Source organism: Actinomadura alba (genome assembly GCF_014323705.1).
Taxonomy (GTDB): domain Bacteria; phylum Actinomycetota; class Actinomycetes; order Streptosporangiales; family Streptosporangiaceae; genus Actinomadura_C; species Actinomadura_C alba.
The window spans coordinates 1-20,374 of the sequence record NZ_JABVEC010000063.1 but is presented as its reverse complement, the minus strand read 5'-3'; the positions used below and the strand labels follow the sequence as shown (position 1 = coordinate 20,374).

General features: G+C 70.6%; 22 protein-coding genes. 14 read left to right on the top strand and 8 right to left on the bottom strand.

Annotated features, from left to right (window positions below):
* Positions 1 to 43 precede the first annotated feature (43 nt).
* Positions 44 to 979 carry a non-homologous end joining protein Ku gene (gene ku, locus HKK74_RS38040; RefSeq protein WP_187248286.1) on the bottom strand — a complete coding sequence of 312 codons (936 nt, stop codon included), beginning with the start codon at positions 977 to 979 and terminating at the stop codon, positions 44 to 46.
* Positions 980 to 1,120: 141 nt separating this feature from the next.
* On the opposite strand from ku, the gene ligD (HKK74_RS38035) reads away from it, so the two are divergent.
* The 7 genes from ligD (HKK74_RS38035) to HKK74_RS38005 all read left to right on the top strand — a co-directional run bounded on the left by ligD (HKK74_RS38035) (position 1,121) and on the right by HKK74_RS38005 (position 6,315).
* Positions 1,121 to 2,086 (top strand): non-homologous end-joining DNA ligase, encoded by a 966-nt coding sequence (gene ligD / locus HKK74_RS38035; RefSeq protein WP_246492400.1) that lies wholly within the window; start codon positions 1,121 to 1,123, stop codon positions 2,084 to 2,086.
* An 83-nt stretch (positions 2,087 to 2,169) separates the two neighbouring features.
* On the top strand, positions 2,170 to 3,054 hold the full coding sequence (gene ligD / locus HKK74_RS38030; RefSeq protein WP_312882186.1) for a non-homologous end-joining DNA ligase: 885 nt from the start codon (positions 2,170 to 2,172) through the stop codon (positions 3,052 to 3,054).
* A gap of 89 nt (positions 3,055 to 3,143) precedes the next feature.
* Positions 3,144 to 4,604: a dihydrolipoyl dehydrogenase family protein gene (locus tag HKK74_RS38025; protein WP_187248289.1), complete on the top strand. Its 1,461-nt coding sequence runs from the start codon at positions 3,144 to 3,146 to the stop codon at positions 4,602 to 4,604.
* Entirely contained in the window at positions 4,601 to 4,864 is a 264-nt protein-coding gene (locus HKK74_RS38020; RefSeq protein WP_187248284.1) for an Rv3202a family protein, read from the top strand. The genes HKK74_RS38025 and HKK74_RS38020 overlap by 4 nt, the downstream gene beginning before the upstream one ends.
* Positions 4,865 to 4,982: 118 nt before the next feature.
* A complete protein-coding gene (locus HKK74_RS38015) occupies positions 4,983 to 5,603 on the top strand; it encodes a TetR/AcrR family transcriptional regulator (RefSeq protein ID WP_187248283.1) in 621 nt (206 codons plus the stop codon).
* 59 nt (positions 5,604 to 5,662) lie between these two features.
* Positions 5,663 to 5,893: a DUF3107 domain-containing protein gene (locus HKK74_RS38010; protein ID WP_187248282.1), complete on the top strand. Its 231-nt coding sequence runs from the start codon at positions 5,663 to 5,665 to the stop codon at positions 5,891 to 5,893.
* Between the two features lie 143 nt (positions 5,894 to 6,036).
* Positions 6,037 to 6,315 (top strand): GlsB/YeaQ/YmgE family stress response membrane protein, encoded by a 279-nt coding sequence (locus HKK74_RS38005; protein WP_187248281.1) that lies wholly within the window; start codon positions 6,037 to 6,039, stop codon positions 6,313 to 6,315.
* 69 nt (positions 6,316 to 6,384) lie between these two features.
* Here the strand turns inward: HKK74_RS38005 and HKK74_RS39490 are convergent, their stop codons facing one another.
* The gene (locus HKK74_RS39490; RefSeq protein ID WP_222723240.1) at positions 6,385 to 8,193 is read right to left on the bottom strand and encodes a serine/threonine-protein kinase; all 1,809 of its coding nucleotides are present in this window, start codon (positions 8,191 to 8,193) and stop codon (positions 6,385 to 6,387) included.
* Positions 8,194 to 8,604: 411 nt separating this feature from the next.
* Here HKK74_RS39490 and HKK74_RS37995 point away from each other — a divergent pair, with 411 nt between their 5' ends.
* Complete coding sequence (locus HKK74_RS37995; RefSeq protein WP_187248288.1) at positions 8,605 to 10,158, top strand: DEAD/DEAH box helicase; 1,554 nt, start codon at positions 8,605 to 8,607, stop codon at positions 10,156 to 10,158.
* 138 nt (positions 10,159 to 10,296) lie between these two features.
* On the opposite strand, the gene HKK74_RS37990 is transcribed toward HKK74_RS37995, so the two are convergent.
* Positions 10,297 to 10,971: a glycerophosphodiester phosphodiesterase gene (locus tag HKK74_RS37990; protein WP_187248280.1), complete on the bottom strand. Its 675-nt coding sequence runs from the start codon at positions 10,969 to 10,971 to the stop codon at positions 10,297 to 10,299.
* A 70-nt stretch (positions 10,972 to 11,041) separates the two neighbouring features.
* Between HKK74_RS37990 and HKK74_RS37985 the strand changes: the two genes are divergently transcribed.
* The 3 genes from HKK74_RS37985 to HKK74_RS37975 all read left to right on the top strand — a co-directional run bounded on the left by HKK74_RS37985 (position 11,042) and on the right by HKK74_RS37975 (position 13,785).
* Positions 11,042 to 11,923, top strand: coding sequence for an alpha/beta fold hydrolase (locus HKK74_RS37985; protein WP_187248279.1), 882 nt, complete (start codon positions 11,042 to 11,044; stop codon positions 11,921 to 11,923).
* Between the two features lie 191 nt (positions 11,924 to 12,114).
* The gene (locus HKK74_RS37980) at positions 12,115 to 12,813 is read left to right on the top strand and encodes a choice-of-anchor C family protein (protein ID WP_187248278.1); all 699 of its coding nucleotides are present in this window, start codon (positions 12,115 to 12,117) and stop codon (positions 12,811 to 12,813) included.
* A gap of 63 nt (positions 12,814 to 12,876) precedes the next feature.
* Positions 12,877 to 13,785 carry an oxygenase MpaB family protein gene (locus HKK74_RS37975; RefSeq protein WP_187248277.1) on the top strand — a complete coding sequence of 303 codons (909 nt, stop codon included), beginning with the start codon at positions 12,877 to 12,879 and terminating at the stop codon, positions 13,783 to 13,785.
* Positions 13,786 to 13,866: 81 nt separating this feature from the next.
* Here HKK74_RS37975 and HKK74_RS37970 read toward each other — a convergent pair whose 3' ends face one another.
* The 5 genes from HKK74_RS37970 to HKK74_RS37950 all read right to left on the bottom strand — a co-directional run bounded on the left by HKK74_RS37970 (position 13,867) and on the right by HKK74_RS37950 (position 17,967).
* Positions 13,867 to 14,721, bottom strand: coding sequence for a RecB family exonuclease (locus HKK74_RS37970; RefSeq protein WP_312882185.1), 855 nt, complete (start codon positions 14,719 to 14,721; stop codon positions 13,867 to 13,869).
* A gap of 112 nt (positions 14,722 to 14,833) precedes the next feature.
* Positions 14,834 to 15,694, bottom strand: a complete 861-nt coding sequence (locus tag HKK74_RS37965; protein ID WP_187248276.1) for an MBL fold metallo-hydrolase — start codon at positions 15,692 to 15,694, stop codon at positions 14,834 to 14,836.
* Positions 15,695 to 15,828: 134 nt separating this feature from the next.
* Positions 15,829 to 16,449 (bottom strand): MarC family protein, encoded by a 621-nt coding sequence (locus HKK74_RS37960; protein WP_187248275.1) that lies wholly within the window; start codon positions 16,447 to 16,449, stop codon positions 15,829 to 15,831.
* Entirely contained in the window at positions 16,446 to 17,318 is an 873-nt protein-coding gene (locus HKK74_RS37955) for a PHP domain-containing protein (RefSeq protein ID WP_187248274.1), read from the bottom strand. Before HKK74_RS37955 ends, HKK74_RS37960 begins: the two co-directional genes overlap by 4 nt.
* Positions 17,319 to 17,340: 22 nt before the next feature.
* Positions 17,341 to 17,967: a DUF6758 family protein gene (locus HKK74_RS37950; protein ID WP_187248273.1), complete on the bottom strand. Its 627-nt coding sequence runs from the start codon at positions 17,965 to 17,967 to the stop codon at positions 17,341 to 17,343.
* A gap of 64 nt (positions 17,968 to 18,031) precedes the next feature.
* On the opposite strand from HKK74_RS37950, the gene HKK74_RS37945 reads away from it, so the two are divergent.
* The 3 genes from HKK74_RS37945 (at position 18,032) to HKK74_RS37935 (ending at position 20,278) form a co-directional block, all read left to right on the top strand.
* Positions 18,032 to 18,445 carry an NUDIX hydrolase gene (locus HKK74_RS37945; protein ID WP_187248272.1) on the top strand — a complete coding sequence of 138 codons (414 nt, stop codon included), beginning with the start codon at positions 18,032 to 18,034 and terminating at the stop codon, positions 18,443 to 18,445.
* 76 nt (positions 18,446 to 18,521) lie between these two features.
* The gene (gene pnuC, locus HKK74_RS37940) at positions 18,522 to 19,175 is read left to right on the top strand and encodes a nicotinamide riboside transporter PnuC (RefSeq protein ID WP_187248271.1); all 654 of its coding nucleotides are present in this window, start codon (positions 18,522 to 18,524) and stop codon (positions 19,173 to 19,175) included.
* Positions 19,172 to 20,278 carry an AAA family ATPase gene (locus HKK74_RS37935; protein ID WP_187248270.1) on the top strand — a complete coding sequence of 369 codons (1,107 nt, stop codon included), beginning with the start codon at positions 19,172 to 19,174 and terminating at the stop codon, positions 20,276 to 20,278. Before pnuC ends, HKK74_RS37935 begins: the two co-directional genes overlap by 4 nt.
* Positions 20,279 to 20,374: the final 96 nt, after the last annotated feature.

The following is a 20,374-nucleotide window of genomic DNA, read 5'->3' as shown; positions in this document are numbered from 1 at the left end:
CGGGTGTGGCCGGGGGGATCACGATGATCTCCCGGGCACCCGGTCAGGCGGACTTCCGGGTCTTGGCCTTGGCCGCGGGCTTCTTGGCGGGCGCCTTCTCGGGCACCTCCTCCTCACCCTGCTCGCCCGGCCGGCCCTTCGCTGACGGCCGCCGCCGGCCGGACTTGGCGGCACCGGGCTTGCCGTCGTCGCCGGCGCCCTCGGCTCGGCTCTTCTTCGCCGCCTCGACGCTGGCACGCAACGCGCTGAGCAGGTCGGCGGCGGCAGGCTCTTCCTCCGGGGCCGCGGGCGCCGCGACCTCCTTGCCCTCGACCTTCGCCTCGATCACCGCCTGCAGCGCCTCGCGGTAGGCGTCCTTGTACTGGGTCGGGTCGAAGTCACCGGCCATGGTCTCGATGAGCGAGGTCGCCATGGTCAGCTCCTGCGGCCGTACCTCCACGTCCTCATCGAGGAACGGGAAGGCGGGCTCGCGGATCTCGTCCGGCCACAGCATCGTCTCCAGCAAGAAGACCCCGTCGCGCACCCTCAGCGCGGCCAGCGACTCGCGCTGGCGAAGTGCGACCTTCACCACCGCGACCTGCCCCGACTGCTCCAGCGCGTCGCGCAACAGGACGTACGGCTTGGTGCCCGCGGCGTCCGGCTCGAGGTAGTAGCTCTTGTTGAAGTAGATCGGGTCGACCTGTTCCAGCGGGGTGAACTGCAGGACCTCGATGTTGCGGTTGGTGCGCAGGGGAAGGTCGGCGAAGTCCTCGTCGGTCAGCACGACGATCTCGCCACCGGGCAGTTCGTAACCCTTGGCGATGTCGGAGTAGGCCAGTTCCTCGCCGCAGACGGTGCACACGCGTCTGTACTTGACGCGGCCCGCGTCCTTGCGGTGGACCTGATGGAACGAGATGTCGCGTTGCTCGGTCGCGGAGTAGACCTTGACCGGAATGGTCACCAGGCCGAAAGAGATCGCGCCCTTCCAGATGCTGCGCATGATCTGTCCTTACCCATGGGGAGTCACCTTTCAAGCTTCGCAACCCAGTTCGATTTGCACCATATGTCCAATCCTGATCTTTTTCCGGAAACCCGTATCACCCTCGCGGAATCCGGGCAGATGCCCCTCATGGTCGTTCCCATGCCGTTCCCGGTCGCGCCCATGATGGCGAGTCCCGGTGAGCCGCCCCGCGACGCGGCGCGCTGGGGACTGGAGCTCAAGTGGGACGGCGTCCGGGCGATCTCGTACGTCTCCCCCGACGGCGTCCGCGCCACCGGACGGCGCGGCACGGAGGTGACCGGCCACTACCCGGAACTCGCCGGTCTCGCCGATCTGCTGCCCGGCCGGCAGGTGATCCTCGACGGCGAGGTGGTCGCCTTCGACGCGACGGGCCGGCCCAGCTTCGAACTGCTCCAGCGCCGGATGCACGTCGCGCGGCCCGATCGCCATGTGCTGCGCGAGGTGCCGGTCCGCTACGTCGTCTTCGATCTGCTCTTCCTGGACGGCCATATCCTGTACGAACTCCCCTACGCCGACCGGCGCGAGCTCCTGGAGGCCCTCGAACTCACCGCGGGGGCCATCGAGGCACCCGCCCACCTGCGCGCCGCCGACGCGGAACAGGTCGTGGAACTGCTGGAGCTCACCCGCGAACAGCACCTCGAGGGGCTGGTCGCCAAGCGGCTCGACTCTCCGTACCGGCCGGGCAGGCGGGTCGACCACTGGCGCAAGGTGAAGAACCTCCACACCCAGGAGGTCGTCATCGGAGGATGGAAGCCCGGCAAGGGACGCCGCGCGGGCGGCGTCGGCTCTCTGCTACTCGGGGTGTACGAGGGCGGCCGTCTCTGCTTCGTCGGTCACGTCGGCACCGGGTTCACCGATCAGATGCTCGACGAGATGGCCGCTCTGCTCCGCCCGCTCGAGACGCCGACGAGCCCGTACGACGACGACGTGCCGCGCGAGTTCACCAGGGGTGCCCACTGGGTGTGGCCACGGCTCGTCGGCGAGGTGGAATATGCCTCATGGACCGCCGAGCGCCGGCTGCGGGCCCCCTCATGGCGTGGCCTCCGCGACGACAAGACCCCGGCGGACGTGACGCGAGACCCCTGACCCCGCCCCCCGAACCCCTGAGGCCCTGAACCCCTGAACCCATCGAGGTGAGCATGAGTCCGGAGCAGACGCGGAGGATACGCGTGCGGATCGACGGGCGGGAACTGACGCTGTCCAACCTCGACAAGGTGCTCTACCCGGAGTACGGCTTCACCAAGGGTGAGGTCATCGACTACTACACGCGGGTGGCACCTGTCCTGCTCCCCCACCTCGCCGATCGGCCGGCGACGCGCATCCGCTATCCCGACGGCGTCGACGACGGCGCCTTCTACGAGAAGAACGCGCCATCGCACACCCCGGAATGGGTGCGGAGGGTGACGCTGCCCACCCCGAGCAGCACCCGGGGCGCGAGCGAGACCGACTTCATCGTCATCGACCACCTGCCCACGCTCGTGTGGTGCGCCAACCTCGCCGCGCTCGAACTCCATGTGCCGCAGTGGCGGGTCGGGCCGCGCGGCGGCGTGCACGAGCCCGACCTCCTGGTCTTCGATCTCGACCCCGGCGAACCGGCCACGATCGTCGACGCCTGCGGCGTAGCGCTGATGCTGCGCGACCTGCTCGACGCCGACGGCCTGGCGTCGTACCCGAAGACCAGCGGCAAGAAGGGCCTGCACCTGTACGTGCCGGTCGCCGAGACCAGTCGTACGTACGACTACGCCAGGAAGGCGGCGGAGCGGCTGGAACGCGACCACCCCGACCTGGTCGTGAGCCAGATGGCCAAGCGGCTGCGCAAGGGCAAGATCTTCGTCGACTGGTCACAGAACAACCCGGCGAAGACGACCGTGGCACCGTACTCTCTGCGCGCGGCGCCCTGGCCCACCGTCTCGACTCCGGTGACGTGGGCCGAGGTCGAGGAGTGCCGGGAGCCCGAGGATCTGCGCTTCGTCGCCGACGAGGTGCTGGACCGGGTCGATGAACACGGCGACCTGCTCCGACCGCTGCTGACCGATCGGCAGAAGTTGCCATAAGTAGCCGAACGCACACGTGGAGTCGCCATCTGCGTCACCATGGAAGGAGATGTGTCGGGATCCGCCGGTGGAGGGACGGTCGCGTGTCCATGGCGCAGAACCATCATGACGTCATCGTGCTCGGCGGGGGGACGGCCGGCCGGCTCGTCTCCACCGAACTGGCCCGCGCCGGGTGCGGCGTGGCCCTCGTCGAGAACGTGCTCGTGGGAGGTCGGCCCCCGAACTTCGCGTCCATCCCCGCGACGTCGATGCTGCACTCGACCCGGCGTGACGAGACGTGGGAGCTCGCCGTCGCGCGGCGCGACGAGGTGACGGGGAACCTCGACGACGCCCCCGCCACGGCGCGGATGGCCGACGCGGGGGTGACGGTCCTGCGCGGCCTCGGCCGGATCTCGGGTCCGAACGCGCTCCACGTCGGCGGCATCACGCACGCGTTCACCGACCTCGTGGTGTGCACGGGCAGCGAACCGGCGCTTCCGCCGGTCGACGGGCTCCTGGACGCGCCGGTGTGGACCAGCGATGAGGCCCTTCTCTCCCCGGACCTGCCGCGCCGCCTGGTGGTCCTCGGGGGCGATCCGGCAGGCTGCGAACTCGCCCAGGTCTACGCCTCCTACGGTTCACAGGTCACCCTGATCGAGGCGGCGCGGCGGCTGCTCGGCACCGAGGCGCCGTTCGCGGGCGACCTGCTCGCCGGCGCGTTGCGGCGGATGGGCATCGATCTGCGCCTCGGGGTCACGCCGTCCCAGGTGCGGCGCACCGACTTCGGGGTGCGGATGGCGCTGTCCGACGGCGGAGCGCTCGACGCCGACCGGATCCTGGTGACCGCCGGCAGGCGTCCGCGGATCAGCGATCTCGGGCTGGAACTGCTCGGGGTCGCCGTCGACCCGGCCCACGGGCTGAGCGTCGACGCGACCTGCCGGGTCCTCGTGACCGAGCCGCCCGCCCGGCCGCCGGCCGGCTCGCACGAACATCTCGTGCCGCGACCACGAGCCGGCTCGATGATTGACGCGGGCTCCACCGCCGCCGACGCCGGCGCCGTTACCGGGCCCGCACGTGGCGGCGTATGGGCGGCCGGCGACGTGACGGGCACGGCACCCTCCACCCACCTGGCCCGCTATCAGGCGCGGGTGGTCGTCTCCAACATGCTGGGCGTGCACCGGGAGGCCGACTACCGGGCGATCCCACGGGTGGTCCACACGACCCCCACGGTCTATGCCGTCGGGCTCTCACCCGCGAGCGCCGGCGCGCAGGGTGTGGATCTGCTGGCTGCGGGGTACGACCTCGCTTCGACGGCACGGGCGGCGGTCGAGGACGACGACGGCGGCAGGGTCGAGATCTACGCCGACCGGGCCCGTGGCGTCCTGGTGGGCGCCACGGCGGTGGGGCCCTACGCTGAAGAATGGATGAGCGAGATCGCGCTCGCCATCCGCGCCGAGACTCCGCTGAGCGTTCTCACCGACGTCGTCCACGCGTTCCCGACGTACGGTGAGGCCATCGAGGTGCCCCTGCGTGAACTGGCCGAGCGCCTCCTGGGAGGGGACGTCGCATGAGTGAAATGGATCAGGAGCTCAGCCCCGAGACGCCCGAGGCGGACGCCGTCGAACAGTTCGAGGGCCTCGACGACAAGGCCGACGTGGATCTGTCCCAGGCAGCCTTCGACGCCGACGAGGCGGACGCGGTCGAGCAGCGCAGGCCGGTGCGTGAAGACGTCGGCCCGGACCTGCCGCACCAGATGCCGTTCGACGCCGACGAGGCCGACGCGGCCGACCAGAGACACCCCGTCCAACTGGATGACGACGACTATCGGTGACGACACCCGCGCCCTGTGCTCCCATCTACGTGACCAGGGGGGTTACCGGCGCGTACGATGATGAGACCGAAGTTCACGCGGCCGAATCCGGCCGCGCTCACAGGTGATCGGAGAAGTGGTGACCGCAGCCTCGGACGCTCGCCCCCGCGGCACGAGACTTCCGCGGGTGGCCCGCCGCCGGCAGTTGCTCGAAGCCGCCCAGGAGGTATTCGTCGCGCAGGGCTACCATGCCGCCGCGATGGACGAGATCGCCGAACGGGCCGGGGTGAGCAAGCCGGTGCTCTACCAGCACTTCCCCGGCAAGCTCGAGCTCTACCTGGCCCTGCTCGACGAGCACGCCGAGGGCCTGGTCACAACCGTTCGCGCGGCGCTGACCTCGACCAACGAGAACAAGCTGCGCGTGCAGGCCACCATGCAGGCGTTCTATGACTTCGTCGCGGGCGAGGGCGAGGCCTTCCGGCTGGTCTTCGAGTCCGACCTGCGCAACGTCGCACCGGTACGAGCCCGGGTGGATCGTGCGCTGCAGCAGTGCGCCGAGATGATCAGCCAGGTGATCCAGGAGGACACCGGCGCCTCGAGCGACGAGGCCCGGCTGCTCGGCATGGGCCTGGTGGGCATGGCCGAGGTCAGCGCGCGGTTCTGGCTCTCCCAGCACCAGGCCATCCCCAAGGACACCGCCGAGACCATGATCGCCCGCCTCGCCTGGCGCGGCATCAGCGGATTTCCCCGTACCACCTGATCGCCCACCGGCCCGGCACACGTGCGACCATCGGAGAAAGACCAGCCGGAGGGAGCATTGTGCAGGTACGGATCGGGGTCCAGTTGGTGCCGAAGGAACTCGTCGTCGAGACGTCGCAGTCCGCCGATGAGATCGAGCGGGCACTGAGCGAGGCACTCGCCGCCGACAACGGGATCTTCGTGCTCAAGGACGACCGCAACGGCGGCCGGGTGGTCGTTCCGGCCGCCCATGTCGGCTATCTGGAGATCGCCGAGGACGACTCCCGCCGGGTCGGCTTCGGGACGATGTAGCCGTCCGGGGACTCACGAGGCGCAAATCATGTTTAGTCGGCACAGGTAGGGCATACCTAGCGCCGACCGGAAAGCGACGCGGACAGAGGTCAGAGCGCCGTTCTGGTCAGCTGGAAGGTCCGGCTGATGGAAGGTGGTCTCAGATGCTGACAGTTCTCTGGTTCATCATTATCGGTGCCGTGATCGGCGCGCTGGCAAGGCTGATCGTGCCGGGCCGTAACCCGATCGGCATCCTGCTGACAATCCTTGTCGGCATCGTCGGTGCCGTCATCGGCGGCCTGATCGCCAACGCGCTGGGGGCGGGTCATTTCGTGGCGCTCGTGTTCGCGCTCATCATCGCGGCGCTCGGCGTGGCCCTGCTGACGGCCGCCTATCGTGGCGGTGGCAGCGGCTGGCGCGGCTGGACCACCCACCGCCGCTAGAGCGGTAGAACTACTCGGACCGCGAAGCTCCCGTCCCCGCAACGGGAGCTTCGCCGTGTCCGGGCCCGATCACGAGGTGGGGCCCGATGGCGAGGTGGTGGCGGTGGGCCGGACACTGCGGACCTGCTGGAGGATCTGCGGCCTCAGCACCTCGGCGAGCCGGTCGTGCGGCAGCGTGGCGGTGACCACCCGGCAGGCCTGAGAGTGGTTCCCCCCGCTGAGGTCGAGGTCGAGCACCAACGCGCCGGGTCGCAGAAGCGGTTCCACCGAACGCCTCTCCGGGTCCGCCGAGACGAGATCCTCCGCGGTCAGCCGCAGCGCGGCGTCCGGGCCCTCTTCGAGGCACTGTGGCGGGGAGAGGTCGGGAGCGGCCATGACCCGCCGGCTGAGGGCGGCGAGCCCGCTGGTCGACAGCACCCCCGGCTGGAACAGGTCACGGGCCCCGAGGCCGTCGCCCGTGGTGAGATCGACCGTCACCGACCGCGTGCTCGTGAAGTTCTTGACCCAGTTCCCGGTGGCCTCGTCTCCCGGGTCGACACCGAAGCCGTAGCTCACCGACAGCAGGCGGGCCGACAGCAGACCGATGGTGGCGGTACCGGTGGGAACGTCGGTACCTTCGCCGAACTGCCGGACGTAGGCGGCGATCTCCTCGTCGACCGGAGCCCGCAAGGCCGCGTTGATCTTCTGTTGCACCGCGGGATCCGAATGGCCGCCGACCGTCACGTACTGCCGCCTCGTCGTGGTCCGGTCGACGTCGTCGATCCTGACGTCGATCGGTGCGGCCGCGACCACCGGAGTGCTCCGGACGGGCGCCGGGCGATCGTCGCGCACCGCCCGTACCGCCGCCCCGCCCGCCGCCACGACGATCACCGCCCCGGCGACGGCGGCCGTGACCTTGCCGGCCGTGCCCGCGAGCAGTCCTTTGGCGACCGCGGCCTTGCCCGTGGCCTGACCGGCCATACCGGCCGCGCCGGCGACGCCGCCCCCGGTGCCCGCCGACGTGGAGACCAGCACCGAGAGCGGGAAGAGCACGGCCAGCGCCGCCGACGCCACCGCGAGGCTCCGCACGCCGCGGTGCTCCCACCCCGGACCGTACGCGGCCACCGCGGCCGCCTCGAGCTCGGTCACGAAGGCCGCGGCTCCCGCCGGGCGCGACCCGGGTTCCTTGGCCATGCCCCGATGGACCAGCGGGCGCAGCGGTTCGGGCAGCGCCGCCAGCGGGACGGGCGCGGTCGTGTGCTGCGCCATCAGCGCCGCCCCGTCACCGCGGTAGGGCCGGTCCCCGGTCATGCACTCGAAGAAGACGCAGGTGGCGGCATAGACGTCGGTGGCCGGTGCCGCCGCCTCACCGCGCCACTGCTCCGGTGCCATGTACGCCGGGGTGCCGGTCCGCAGGCCGGCCGCGCCGGTGTGCGCCGCCACGCCGAAGTCGACCAGCCTGCTCTGGCCGTCGCCGCGTACGAGGACGTTCGCGGGCTTGTAGTCGCGGTGCACGACGCCGAGGGCGTGCGCGGCGGCCAACCCGAGGAGCGATCCCTTCAGGACCGTCAGCGCCGCCTCCGGGGCGAGCCGCCCGTGCCGCCGGAGCACCTCGCGCAGCGACACCCCGTCCACGGCCTCCATGACGATCGCGCTGCCCTGCTCGGTCACCACGAACTCATGCAGCCTGGCCACGTGGGGATCGGTCACGCGGGCGAGCATCCGCGCCTCGTTCCGGAACAGTTCCACGAACCGTTGATCACCCGCGAGGCCGGGCGCGAGGTACTTCACCGCCACCAGCGTGCCGGACCGATCGTGTCGCGCCAGCACCACCCGGCCCTGTCCGCCGGCACCCAGCTCGCGGAGCTCACTGAACCCCGGAAGCCGCCATTCGTTCATCACGCCGCCTTGATCATCACTGTCCACGGACCGGTGAGACGACGGCCGCGCCCGAGAGGTTCGCAAATCGGGTCGTCAACACGTGGAGCGACAAATGATATTCAGCGCGGCGGATCTGACTCATTGTGTGTCATCACATCGTCACGAAAATGGACATGCCTCAGGTTCCCGCGGAATACGTCACGGGACCTGCGTGTTAACACACGTGAGCCGCCAATAGCGCGTAGATGCCGAAGCCCGGTACACTGCGTCGCGGAGTGTGACCGCGCGCAGCAGCAGTGAGCAGCTGCGTCACCCCTGATGGCGGTCACCGAGAGATGATTGACGGTTGGTCCCTCCCGCGCGAGCGCGCGGCCCTGAGAGCAGATCGGCAAGGCACCGAGGCCCTGCCGCGAACAAGTGACCGCGTGGATGGCGTGCCCAGAGCTCGCCGCAGCGCCGCGGATCGGGAGCGCGGACCCCGCACTATGGAGGCTGAAAGCTCTGACTACCTTTCGTGAACTCGGGGTCATCCCCGAGATAGCAGATGCCCTGGAATCCGAGGGCATCATCGAATCGTTCCCCATCCAGACGCTCGCCCTGCCCATCGCGCTGGGCGGGCACGACATCATCGGCCAGGCCCGAACCGGCACCGGCAAGACCCTCGCCTTCGGCGTCCCGCTGCTGCAGCGCATCCCGCACGGCGGCAAGGCACCGAAGGCGCTCGTTGTAGTGCCGACCCGCGAACTGGCCATCCAGGTCACCGACGACGTTCGGGTCGCGGGCGGCAAGCTCGGCAGCCGGGTGCTGTCGGTCTACGGCGGCCGCGCGTACGAGCCGCAGATCGATGCCCTCCGCGAGGGGGTCGAGGTGGTCGTCGGTACCCCCGGCCGCCTGCTCGACCTGGTGCGCCAGAAGCGGCTCGACCTCTCCGAGATCAGCGTGCTGGTCCTCGACGAGGCCGACCGCATGCTCGATCTGGGCTTCCTGCCGGACATCGAGCGGATCATCGAACTCGTCCCGGCACAGCGCCAGACCATGCTCTTCTCGGCCACCATGCCGGGCGAGATCGTGGCGCTCTCCCGCCGCTACCTGACCCGGCCCACGAACGTACGGGCCGAGTCGCACGCCGAGTCCGAGACGACGCCGCAGACCGTACAGCACGTGTGGCAGGCCCACCAGATGGACAAGCCCGAAGTGCTCGCCCGCATCCTGCAGGCGCGCGGGCGCGGTCTGACCATGGTGTTCTGCCAGACCAAGCGGGCGTGCGACCGCGTGGCGTCCGATCTGGCCGAGCGTGGCTTCGCCGCCGCCGCCGTGCACGGCGATCTCGGTCAGGGCCAGCGCGAGCGGGCCCTCCGGGCGTTCCGGCACGGCAAGATCGACGTGCTGATCGCCACCGACGTGGCGGCCCGCGGGCTCGACGTCGACGACGTCACGCACGTCATCAACTACGAATGCCCCGAGGACGACAAGGCCTACGTGCACCGCATCGGCCGCACCGGCCGGGCGGGCAAGGAGGGCATCGCGGTCACGCTGGTCGACTGGCGCGACCTGCAGCGCTGGAAGGTCATCAATACCGCCCTCGACCTGCCGTTCGCGACGCCCGAGGAGACCTACTCCACCTCCGAGCACCTTTACACAGTGCTCGACATCCCCACCGAGGTCACCGGCACCCTGCCCAAGGCCCAGCGCGAGCGCGAGGGGCTTGCCGCCGAGGAGCTCGAGGACATCGGTGAGACCGGCCGCAGCCGTACGCCCTCGCGTGACCGCGAACCGCGGCCGCGCCCACGCAAGCGCAACCGGCAACGCACCCGCACCCGCGCCGGCAAGCCGGTCGACACCGCCACGGCGGTGTCCGACGCCGAGCCGGCCCCGGACAACGTCGTCGACGCGGTGGCGACCGAGCGCAAGCGCAGCCGTCGCCGGCGCAGGACCCGAGGCGGTTCGGCGGGCGGCAACGGGGAGAGCTCGGCGACCGCTTAGCCGATCGACCGGCCCGGCCTCGGTTCGACCCAGGGCCGGGGCCCGGGGGGCTCGCCCGCAGACGCCCAGGGCCGGGGGCCCGGGGACGCGGCCCGGAAACACTGCCATCCGCCCACCCGCACCGGGTGGGCGGATCCGTCAGCGGCCGTCACGCAGCCGTACGGCCTCGTCCGGCCGGTCGGTGATCAGAACGGCCACCGCGGGGTCGGCCAGGAAGCGGCGCATCAGCCGCTCGGTGTTGACCGTCCAGACCATGGCGGGGATCCCTTCGCGGGCGCACTGCCGCAGCACCCCGAGCCGGGCCAGCCGGTGGTTGATCGCCACCCAGTCGGCCCCGCACCCCCGCAGCGCCGCCAACGGTGAGAAGTCCCGCAGGGCTCCGCGTTCCCAGAGACCACGGCCGATCGACAGGGCGGTGCGCACCTCGGGGTGGTTCCGGCTGATCAACTTGATCGACGCCGGCTCGCGGCTGGTCACCACGAAGTTGCCCGGGCCGAGGATCCGCAGGCCGAGCTCGGCGACGTCGAGCTCGATGCCCTCCTCCTTGAGGTCGAGATGGCCACGGATCCGGCCGGCGATGCCCTCCATAGCCTCACTGACACGCGGCACCCGGTGCCCCGCCGCCGCGCACACCTCGGCGTAGGACGCCTCGGCCAGCACTGTGCCGTTCACATGCGGATCATGCCGGACCACGATCTCGCCGTCGCCGGTCCGCCGAACGTCGATCTCCACGTACTCGGCGCCGCTCGCGACCGCGGTCTCGAAGAAATCAGCGCCGGCGGAGTCGGTCCTGTGCACCGAGATCGCGGTCATGCCCGGAAGCTACCAGCTGGAGCGACTTGGCCGGTCTGGGCCCCGGCCACGCTCGGTAGGGTGGAGCATCGTGAGTACGCCCCGTTTCCTCGACCTGCCTCCCGACGTTCGCCGGTTGGACATCGACACACCGCGCGGCACGTTCGCCGTGCTCGAGGCGCTTCCCGGGTCCGGCGTACCAGAGCGCTACCCGGCGCTGCTCGTGCCCGGCTACACCGGGAGCAAAGAGGACTTCATCGCGGTGCTGCACACCCTCGCCCGGGCCGGTCGCCGCCGTGTCATCGCCCTCGACATGCGCGGGCAGTACGAGACCCCGGGCGAGGACGATCCCGCCGCCTACACCTGCGCGGCGCTCGGCTCGGACATCAACGCCCTGCTCGACGTCCTGGGCCCCGACCAGGTTCACCTGGTGGGCCACTCCTTCGGTGGGCTGGTCTGCCGCGAGGCGGTCCTCTCCAGCCCCGAACAGGTCGCGTCCTTCACGCTCATGAGCTCGGGCCCGGCGGCGGTCAGCGGCCAGTCGGCCCAGAACGCGCAGGCACTGAGCGAAGCGGTTCCGCAGATTGACATGGAGCAGATCTGGGCGCTGAAGCTCGGGCCGGACGCGGTCGCCAAGGGTGTGCCCGCCGAGGTCGTCGCCTTCCTGCGTGACCGGATGCTCAAGAACTCCACCTCCGGGCTGGTCGGCATGGCCCAGGCGATCCTGTCGTGCGCGGACCGGGTCGACGAGCTCGCGAAGGTGTCCCACGACGCGGGCCTGCCGATCCTGGTGATCTACGGGGAGGACGACAACGCGTGGGAGCCCCGAGTCCAGGCGGTCATGGCCGACCGGCTGGCGGCGGACAAGATCGTCATTCCCGGGGCGGCCCACTCCCCCGCCGTGGAGGCCCCGGAGACCACCGCGAGCGCGCTGACCGCTTTCTGGAACAGGGCCGAGCGCGGCGGCCGCTGAACTGACGGCCGATCACGTCTTGGCGGGCGGCACTTCACCAGTTATGATCACTTAGAGTAGCAAGAAGATCACGCGACGTCGCGCGATGCCGGGCCGCGGCCGGACGCGTACCCGGCCGGTACGCGTGACCGGGCGCGGCCGGGATCCGCCCGCTCGTCGCAGCGCGCCCCGCCCACGACCGGAGGACGACGATGACCACCCGGATCGCCCATCGCCGTCGGCTCACCCGCCTGATCGCGGCGGTTCCCGCGACCGTCGCCTTGACACTCGGGGTCTCCGCGGCCCCGGTGACGGCCGCCGGCGGCACGGTTCCGAGGCCCGTACCGCCGTTCGACGACGGCGGATTCGAGGAGCCCAGCGTGCCGGTGGGATTCGTGGTGCGCTACGGCGCCGGCAGCGACATCGGTCAGTGGCGGATCACCGGGGGCGACACCGACCTGATCGGGCCGGGCTACTGGCAGGCCGCCGCCGGGGGGCAGTCCCTGGATCTCGACGGCGACGTGCCCGGTTCGATCGAGCAGACCTTCGCCACGACCGTCGGCGTCTGTTACGCGGTCCATTTCGCGCTGGCCGGCAACGTCGACAGCGGGCCGGCCGTCAAGACGGGCTACGCGCAGGTGAGCCAGAGCATTCTCGGCCTGAAGTCCCGGCCCACGCGGCGTGACTTCGCCTTCGACATCACCGGCAAGAGCCGTGACGACATGGGCTATGTGCGCAGGACCTTCTACTTCCGGTCGCTGAGCTCGACGGCGACCCTGGGCTTCACCAGCACCACCGGGAGCGGGTACGGCCCGGTGCTCGACGACGTGAGCGTCACCGCCGACCGCCTGAGTCGCTGCCGCCGGCCGGCGAGGGGAATCCCGGCTGAGACGCCGGTCCATCCCGGCTGAGCCGCCTGGGGCTCCGCAGCGAGTAAGGCTATACTTACTGCGACTCCGCCCCGGGAGGTGTCCATGGCCGCGACGGTCCAGCCGCCAGAGAGCGTCACCTGGCGAATCCACATCGATCGCATCATGTGGATCGGCGGGGTGAGCAGCCTCATGCTGCAGGCCCTGCACCCGATGGCCATGTGGGGCGTGTGGCAGAACTCGGACTTTCAGCATGATCCCTTCGGGCGGCTGCAGCGGACCGCCGACTTCGTCGGCGTCGCGACCTTCGGCAGCCCGGACGAGGCCGAGGCGATCGGCAGCAGGGTGCGCGGCATCCACCGCCGGATGCGCATCCGCAACCGCGACACCGGCCGGACCGAGCGGCTCGACCAGCCCGAGCTCCTGCTGTGGGTGCACTGCGCCGAGGTGTACTCCTATCTGCGGGCCGCCCGCCGCGCCGGCCTGCCGCTCACCGGGGCGATGGCCGACCGCTACCTCACCGAGCAGCGACGCAGCGGAGCGTACGTGGGACTGCACGAGCAGGACATCCCGGGCAGCGTCCGCGAGATGGAGACGTACTTCCGCGAGATGCGGCCCGTGCTGCGGGTGACCGAGGAGGCGGCCGCCACGGTGCGGTTCCTGATGTGGCCGCGGCTGCCGCGGAATCTGCGGTTCCTCGCCGCCGGGAAACCGGCGTACTTCCCGTTCGGCGCGCTGTGCTACTACTCGCTGCCGGATTGGGCGCGCGCGATGTACGGAGCGCTGCCCGAGGTGCCACGACCCGCGGTCACGGCGGCCCTGAGATCGTTCCGGCTGGCCATGAACACCGTGCCGGAATCCGTGCATGACCACTCGTTCATGAAGCCGACACGGGAGATGCTGGAGCGGGCCAGGGTGCGGCTGGGCGAGGACGGCTACGACATGAGCAAGGGCCTGTTCGGCCTGCGGGACCCACGCCGCTGGCCGGCGGACCGCGACCGCGTCCCCGCCTGAGCGGGCCGCCGGTCAGGTACGCCGGCACCATCGTCAATGGTGAGTGCCGGAACCGTCACCGGGGGACGCGCCGGTGGCCGGTCAGGGCTCCTCGCCGGCGAGGCCCGACCAGGGATCCTTCGGCGCCGCCGCCCGCCGGCCTTCGGGGCAGTGCCGCACGTAGTCGCACCAGGAGCACAGCGAGCCGGGCCGCGGCGGGAAGACCTCGTCGACCCGGTCGGCGGGCAGCTCCGCCTTGAACGCCTCGTCGGCCCGCGCCGCCTCGGCCGCGATCTGCTCGGCCCTGGCGAGATGGCGCCGCAGCGACTCGTCGGTGTGCTCCCAGACCGCCACCTGCCCGGTCGGCAGATGGTGCAGCTCGACCGTACGGCAGGGGCGGCGCAGGACCCGTGACGCGGCCAGCGCGTACAGGGCCAAGGCCAGGGAGCCCCGGGCGTCGTCGGAGGTGAGCACGCGCCGGCCGGTCTTGTAGTCGACCACGACCAGCTCGGGGCCGCGGGCGTCCAGCCGGTCGATGCGGCCGGACATCGCGATCCGGTCCGTGCGCGTCGCCACGGTGCGCTCGACTCCGAGTGGCTCGTCATCCGGATCCAGGTCGGCGACGTACCTCTCGACCATCTCGCGGCCCCGCTCGCGCCAGCGCCGCGACTGCTCGGCGTCGCGGAAGCCGTCGGTCAGCCAGCCGCGCAGCAGCAGCGTCCCGGCCATCTCGGCGGTGCGCTCGTGCCGGGGCAGGCGCCACCAGGCGGCGAGCGCGTTGTGCACGCTCGCGCCGACGCTGTTGTGCGCCCACGGCGGGCCCTTCTGCGGCGCCGGACGGTCGAGATAGGTCATCCGGTACCGTCTCGGGCAGTCCAACCAGCTGTTCAGCCGCGAGGGCGTGCACGAGTACAGCCGTTGCGGCATGCCCTCGAAGCCCAGCTGCTCGGTTCCCACCACTCAGCCCTCTTCCGCTGCCGTGATCTCGCTGCCGTCCACGCGAACGACAGCGAGATCCCCACTGCGATCGGGTCGCGTCGCATGCACGATCACAGGTGGCGAGACCGGATCAGTCGTCGGACTCCCTGGTGAGCGAGAACCAGCTCTCCCAGCGGGAGTCCTCCTCGCCGACGGTGGTCTCGTCGCCCTGGCCTGGCAGCACCCTGGTGTCCTTGGGCAGCGGGGCGAGGAGCGAGCCGATCGAGTTGAGCTGCTGGCGCAGCTCGGGGTAGACGTCGCCCACCTGCCCGGGCTTGCCCTTGTGCAGGGTGTCTCCGGTGAACAGCACGCCGAGCTGATCGCTGTAGAGGCAGATGCTGCCGGGAGTGTGCCCTGGCGTGTGGATGACGTCGAGCTGGATGTCGGCGATCTCGAAGACGCCGCCGTCCTCGAGGTAGATGTCCGGCTCGAGCTCCTTGAGGAACTCGGTGTCCTCGGTGGCCTTCGAATCCTCGGTCGCCTTCGAATCCTTGGCACCCTTGGAGTCCTTGGAGTCCTTGCCGCCCTTGGAAGCCTCAGCGTCCTTGGACTCCGTGGCCTCCTCGGAACCCTCGGCCTCTTCGGTGTCCTCGGTGTCCTTTGTCAGCCTGGTCGCCTCGGCCTCTCGGGCGAGCCGGCGGAAGTAGTCCCGCCAGAGCAACCGGTCGCCGCGGTGAAGCCCGATCGGTGCCCAGTCCTCCTCGTCGTCTTCACCGGCCGTGGCGACCTCGAGCACCGTGTTCAGGTGCGCGTCGTGGCCATCGGTGCAGATGACGGCCATGATCTCGCGGCCGTCCACCGCCTTGAGAATGGCCTCGGCGTCATGAGCCGGGTCGATCACGATCACGGTGTCGTCGTCGCCGACGATCCACGTGTTGTTCTCCACGTCGTATTCGGTGTCGTCCAGGGTGCACTTCCCCGCCGACACCACTTGTTCGATGCGCGCGTCCACGATCGCAGCCTATCGGCCTGCGGACGCCTCCGCCTCCGGACGGTAGACCCCGTCGCCGAGAGCCGCGGACCGCCGCGGCGGCGTCCGTGGCGGCCACGTGCCCGTCCGCGACGGGCCCGCGGCGTGAAGAGCGTTCAGCCGGCCTGAATGAAGTCTCGGACGGCGTCCGCGCAGAGTTGCACCGCGATCGCCGCCAGCAGCAGCCCCGCGATCCGGGTCACCAGCTCGACACCGTTCTCTTTGATCACCTTCATGATGCCGAGCGAGAACCGCATGACCAGCCAGAGGATGAGGTGCACCGCGATGATCGCCAGCGCGAGTGCCGCGATCTGGTTCAGGTGATCGGCCCGCTGGACGAACACGATGGTCGCGACGATGGAGCCGGGGCCGGCGAGCAGGGGCGTGCCGAGCGGCACCATGGCCACGTTGACGTTGCCGCGCATCGCCTCGTCCGGTGCCGACGCCTTGCCGGTGAGCAGTTCCAGTGCCACCAGCAGCAGCAGGAGGCCGCCGGCCAGCATGAGCGCGGGTACCGAGACACCGAGATAGTTCAGCAGGGTCTGCCCGAAGACGGCGAAGACCACGATCACGGCGAACGCCACGGTGGCCGCCTGCCAGGCCAGCCGGGTTCGTTGTTTCTCCGGATACCCCCTGGTCAGCCCGAGGAAGACGGGGATGATCCCCGGTGGATCGATGATGACGAACAGCGTGATGAATGCCTCGCCGAAGAGCTTGGCATCGAAGTAGTCGCTCATTTCCCTCTTGCGCTCGCGACCAGTGCCTCATATGCCTCGGGCGCCGTGGTCTCACAGCCGAGGCGGTGGCCGGTCGATTTTCCATGATCATCGCTGGACCCGGTGGGGATCAGCCCCAGTGCACCGGCCAGGTCTCGCAGGTGCGCGCGGTCGGCCGGATCGTGGTCGGGATGGTCGACCTCGAGACCGGCCAGTCCTGCGCCGGCCAGTTCCTCGATGAGCCCGTCGTCGACCACGTAGCCCCGCCGGCGGGCTCGGGCGTGCGCCAGCACGCTCACCCCTCCCGCGGCCGCGACCAGCGACATCGCCCGCACCGGGTCGAGCGCGTAGTGGTCCACGTGTGCGCGGCCGCCCGAGCCGATCCAGTCCCGGGTGAAGGCCGCGTCTTCCGTCGGCACTGCGCCGGCCTCGACCATCGCGCGCGCGATGTGCGGCCGCCCCACAACGCCGCCGCCCGCGATCCGCCGTACGTGGTCCCAGCCGATCTCCACGCCGAGTTCCCTCAGCCGGGCCACCATCGCCCGCGCCCGGCCGACCCGGTCGGTGCGGAGGCGCTCGCGCTCGGCGGCCAGCACCGGCTCCTCGGGATCGAACAGGTAGCCCAGCATGTGCACGCTCGCGGCGCCCTCTCCGGCCGCCCGGTGCGGGGTCTGCCCGGTCACCGCGGTGTGCCGGCACGAGAGTTCGATGCCCGGTACGAGGGTCAGCCCGGCCGGTAGCGCACGCCGAGCCTCGGCCCAGCCCGAGACGGTGTCGTGGTCGGTCAGCGCGAGGACGTCCACCCTGGCGTCGGCCGCCCGCCGCACGACGTGAGCCGGCGGATCAGTGCCGTCTGAGGCATTACTGTGACTGTGGAGGTCAATTCGCACACCTCATGGTAGATGCGCATTTTTACGAAAGACGCGAGCTCAACGCCCCAAACGGAAGATCCAGCTCCATTCCGGGCTCTCTCAGGTCGATCAGCGCGAGATCTCCCACCATGAGCACACCCGCGTCGGCCGGCCACAGCACTCCCCACAGCCAGTTGCCCATCGCCTCGCCGACGTAGACGGCACGGTCGGGCGCGGCATCGACGGCCCACAGTGGCACCGGATGACCGCGAACCTCGACCTTGGCGTGCGGAGCGGAGGAATCGCTCACCACTCCCGGATCGAGGCCGTCCAGCCCGGCATAGGAGGCGCCGAGACCGATCCCCGGCTCCTCCGCGATCAGCAGCATGTCGGCGAGACCGCCCAGCAGGCCCGGCCCGGAGAGCGCGACCGTGCACGCCCGTGATCCGGTGCGCTCGTCGCCGACGACGCCGAACCCGGTGACCAGCCAGCCCAGCGGCAGCGGCCAGGGCAGCCACACCGGCACCCACGCGTCCCGGACGACGGCCGCGAGCCCCTCGAGGGAGGGGCTCTTCGGCGGTTGTTTCGGAAGCACCGCACCGTGCAGGGCACAGTTCCAGTCGCTCGACCAGAGATTCGGCGCTTGCAATGGCCCGCTGCACCGCGGGCAGGTCGGCTCCGCCCTCATGAGAACTCACTGTCGTCGGTCGATGACACTGACGTCAACCTCCCGGCCCCCAGACAATGGTGACATGCGGGTGCCCTGTGTCGGTGCGGTGGTGGTGGACGACGAGGGTCGGCTGCTGGTCGTACGCCGCGGCCGCCCTCCAGGTCAGGGGCTCTGGTCGCTGCCCGGCGGCCGGGTCGAGCCGGGTGAGGCGGACGCGGACGCGGTCGTCCGGGAGGTCCTCGAAGAGACCGGCCTGGACGTCACGGTCGGCCGGCTGATCGGAGCGGTGACGCGGCCGGGGCCCGGCGGGGTGACCTATGACATCCGTGACTACGCGGCGGTGATGGCCGGCGGCGGTCTGCGACCGGGCGACGACGCCGACGAGGTCCGCTGGGTCACGCCGGACGCGCTGCGCGCGCTGCCCACCACACCGGGGCTGCTCGACGCCCTGACGGAGTGGAGCGTTCTCACCCGTTCTGATCGCTTCGGCCGCTGACCCGCCGACGGAGTCGCGCTCACCCCCGTATGACCTGTTAGCGTCCCGCTGACGATTTCTGATCGCGGGAGCCGCCATGACGCTGCACGACCTCCTCGAACCCCTTCTCGAAACGGCCGTCACCATCGGCGGCACCGATACCACCTGGGCCGAGCTCCTCGGATTCGTCACCGGAGCCGTGAACGTCTGGTTGGTCGTGCGCCAGAACCTGCTGAACTGGCCGATCGGCATCGCCAACGTGATGCTGCTCGGTCTGATCTTCTTTGACAGCAAGCTGTACGCCGACGCGGGTCTGCAGGTCGTCTACGTGGTCCTCCAGGTGTACGGCTGGTGGCAGTGGCTCTACGGCGGCAGGGACCGGACGGCGCTCGTCACCCGGCGCACCCGATCGGGCGAGTGGATCTTCCTCGCCGTGGCCGCAGCCGCCGCGACGGGCGTGCTGACCTGGGTGCTCAGCACCTGGACCGACTCGGACGTCCCGTTCTGGGACGCGCTGACCACGTCGATCTCGCTGGCGGCCACGTACGGGCAGTCCCGGAAGCTGCTCGAGTCATGGTGGCTGTGGATCGCCGCGGACCTCGTCTACATTCCCCTGTACTTCCACAAGGAGCTGTACCTGACCAGTGCGCTCTACGTCATCTTCCTTGGGCTCTGCGTCGCCGGACTGATCGCCTGGCGGAGCGACTGGCGGACCCGGCAGGCCGCCGCCCCGGTCTCCACGGCCCCGTGACGTTCCGGCACGGCCTGGTCATCGGCAAGTTCTATCCGCCGCACGCCGGGCACCACCACCTGATCGACACCGCGGCGGCGGCATGCGAGCGGCTCACCGTGGTCGCTGCGGCGTCGAGCGTGGAGAGCATCCCGATCGCGCTGCGCGCCGCCTGGCTGCGGGAACGGCATCCACAGGCGCATGTCGAGATCGTCGCGGTGGTCGACGACGCTGAGATCGACTATGACTCGGACCTGATCTGGGCCGAGCACGTGGCGGCCTTCCGCGCGGGGCTGGAGGTCGCGTCCGGGCTCGGGGTGGGCGCGGTCGACGTGCCGCCGGTCGACGCGGTGTTCAGTTCGGAGCACTACGGCGCCGAACTCGCCCGGCGGTTCGGTGCCGAGCACGTGCCGGTGGACCCACCGCGCGCCCGTTTCCCGGTCAGCGGCACCGCCGTACGGCGGGATCCCGCCGCCTGCTGGGACTGGCTGTCACCGGCCGTACGGCAGCATCTGGCCAGACGGGTGGTCGTGGTCGGGGCCGAGTCCTCGGGCACCACGACGCTCGCGCGCGCTCTGGCGGCGCACTACGCCTCCCGTGGCGGGGTGTGGTCGGCCACGCGCTGGGTTCCCGAGTACGGCCGGCTCTATTGCGAGGAGAAGCTCGCAGTGGCCCACCGGCACGATCCCCGCCTGTGGATCGGCGACCTGTCGTGGTCGTCGGAGGAGTTCACGCTGATCGCCGAACGGCACCTGGCGCTCGAGGACGCCGCGGCCCGGTCCGGCTCGCCACTGCTGATCTGTGACACCGACGCCTTCGCGACCGCGCTCTGGCATGAGCGCTATCTCGAGTCGCCCGCTCCGGAGGTCGAACGCCTCCATGCCCGGACGCGGCATGACCTGTGGATCCTCACGGACACGGCAGGCGTTTCCTTCGAGCAGGACGGCTGGCGCGACGGCGAGTCGATCAGGGAGTGGATGTCGGCCCGGTTCGGGGAGGAACTCGACCGGCGCGGCCTGCCGTACATCGTGGTGTCCGGTCCGCACGAGCGGCGGCTGGAGGCGGCCGTCGCCGCCGTCGACGCCGTCCTCGACAAGGGGTGGGCCTTCTCGGACCCGCTCTGAGCCCGTGGCCCGGCGTGCCCCCACCGGAGGAGGGGAGCGGTGGGGACCGGTGGGGACACGCCGGGCGGCCCGGTCATCAGGGAGGCTGTCGCCGGG

Coding starts and splice junctions, on each gene's coding strand:
- ku (WP_187248286.1), bottom strand. CDS start 979: ATGCGCAGCATCTGGAAGGGCGCGATCTCTTTCGGCCTGGTGACCATT.
- ligD (WP_246492400.1), top strand. CDS start 1,121: ATGCCGTTCCCGGTCGCGCCCATGATGGCGAGTCCCGGTGAGCCGCCC.
- HKK74_RS38025 (WP_187248289.1), top strand. CDS start 3,144: ATGGCGCAGAACCATCATGACGTCATCGTGCTCGGCGGGGGGACGGCC.
- HKK74_RS38020 (WP_187248284.1), top strand. CDS start 4,601: ATGAGTGAAATGGATCAGGAGCTCAGCCCCGAGACGCCCGAGGCGGAC.
- HKK74_RS38005 (WP_187248281.1), top strand. CDS start 6,037: ATGCTGACAGTTCTCTGGTTCATCATTATCGGTGCCGTGATCGGCGCG.
- HKK74_RS39490 (WP_222723240.1), bottom strand. CDS start 8,193: ATGAACGAATGGCGGCTTCCGGGGTTCAGTGAGCTCCGCGAGCTGGGT.
- HKK74_RS37995 (WP_187248288.1), top strand. CDS start 8,605: ATGGCGTGCCCAGAGCTCGCCGCAGCGCCGCGGATCGGGAGCGCGGAC.
- HKK74_RS37990 (WP_187248280.1), bottom strand. CDS start 10,971: ATGACCGCGATCTCGGTGCACAGGACCGACTCCGCCGGCGCTGATTTC.
- HKK74_RS37980 (WP_187248278.1), top strand. CDS start 12,115: ATGACCACCCGGATCGCCCATCGCCGTCGGCTCACCCGCCTGATCGCG.
- HKK74_RS37975 (WP_187248277.1), top strand. CDS start 12,877: ATGGCCGCGACGGTCCAGCCGCCAGAGAGCGTCACCTGGCGAATCCAC.
- HKK74_RS37960 (WP_187248275.1), bottom strand. CDS start 16,449: ATGAGCGACTACTTCGATGCCAAGCTCTTCGGCGAGGCATTCATCACG.
- HKK74_RS37950 (WP_187248273.1), bottom strand. CDS start 17,967: ATGAGGGCGGAGCCGACCTGCCCGCGGTGCAGCGGGCCATTGCAAGCG.
- HKK74_RS37945 (WP_187248272.1), top strand. CDS start 18,032: ATGCGGGTGCCCTGTGTCGGTGCGGTGGTGGTGGACGACGAGGGTCGG.
- pnuC (WP_187248271.1), top strand. CDS start 18,522: ATGACGCTGCACGACCTCCTCGAACCCCTTCTCGAAACGGCCGTCACC.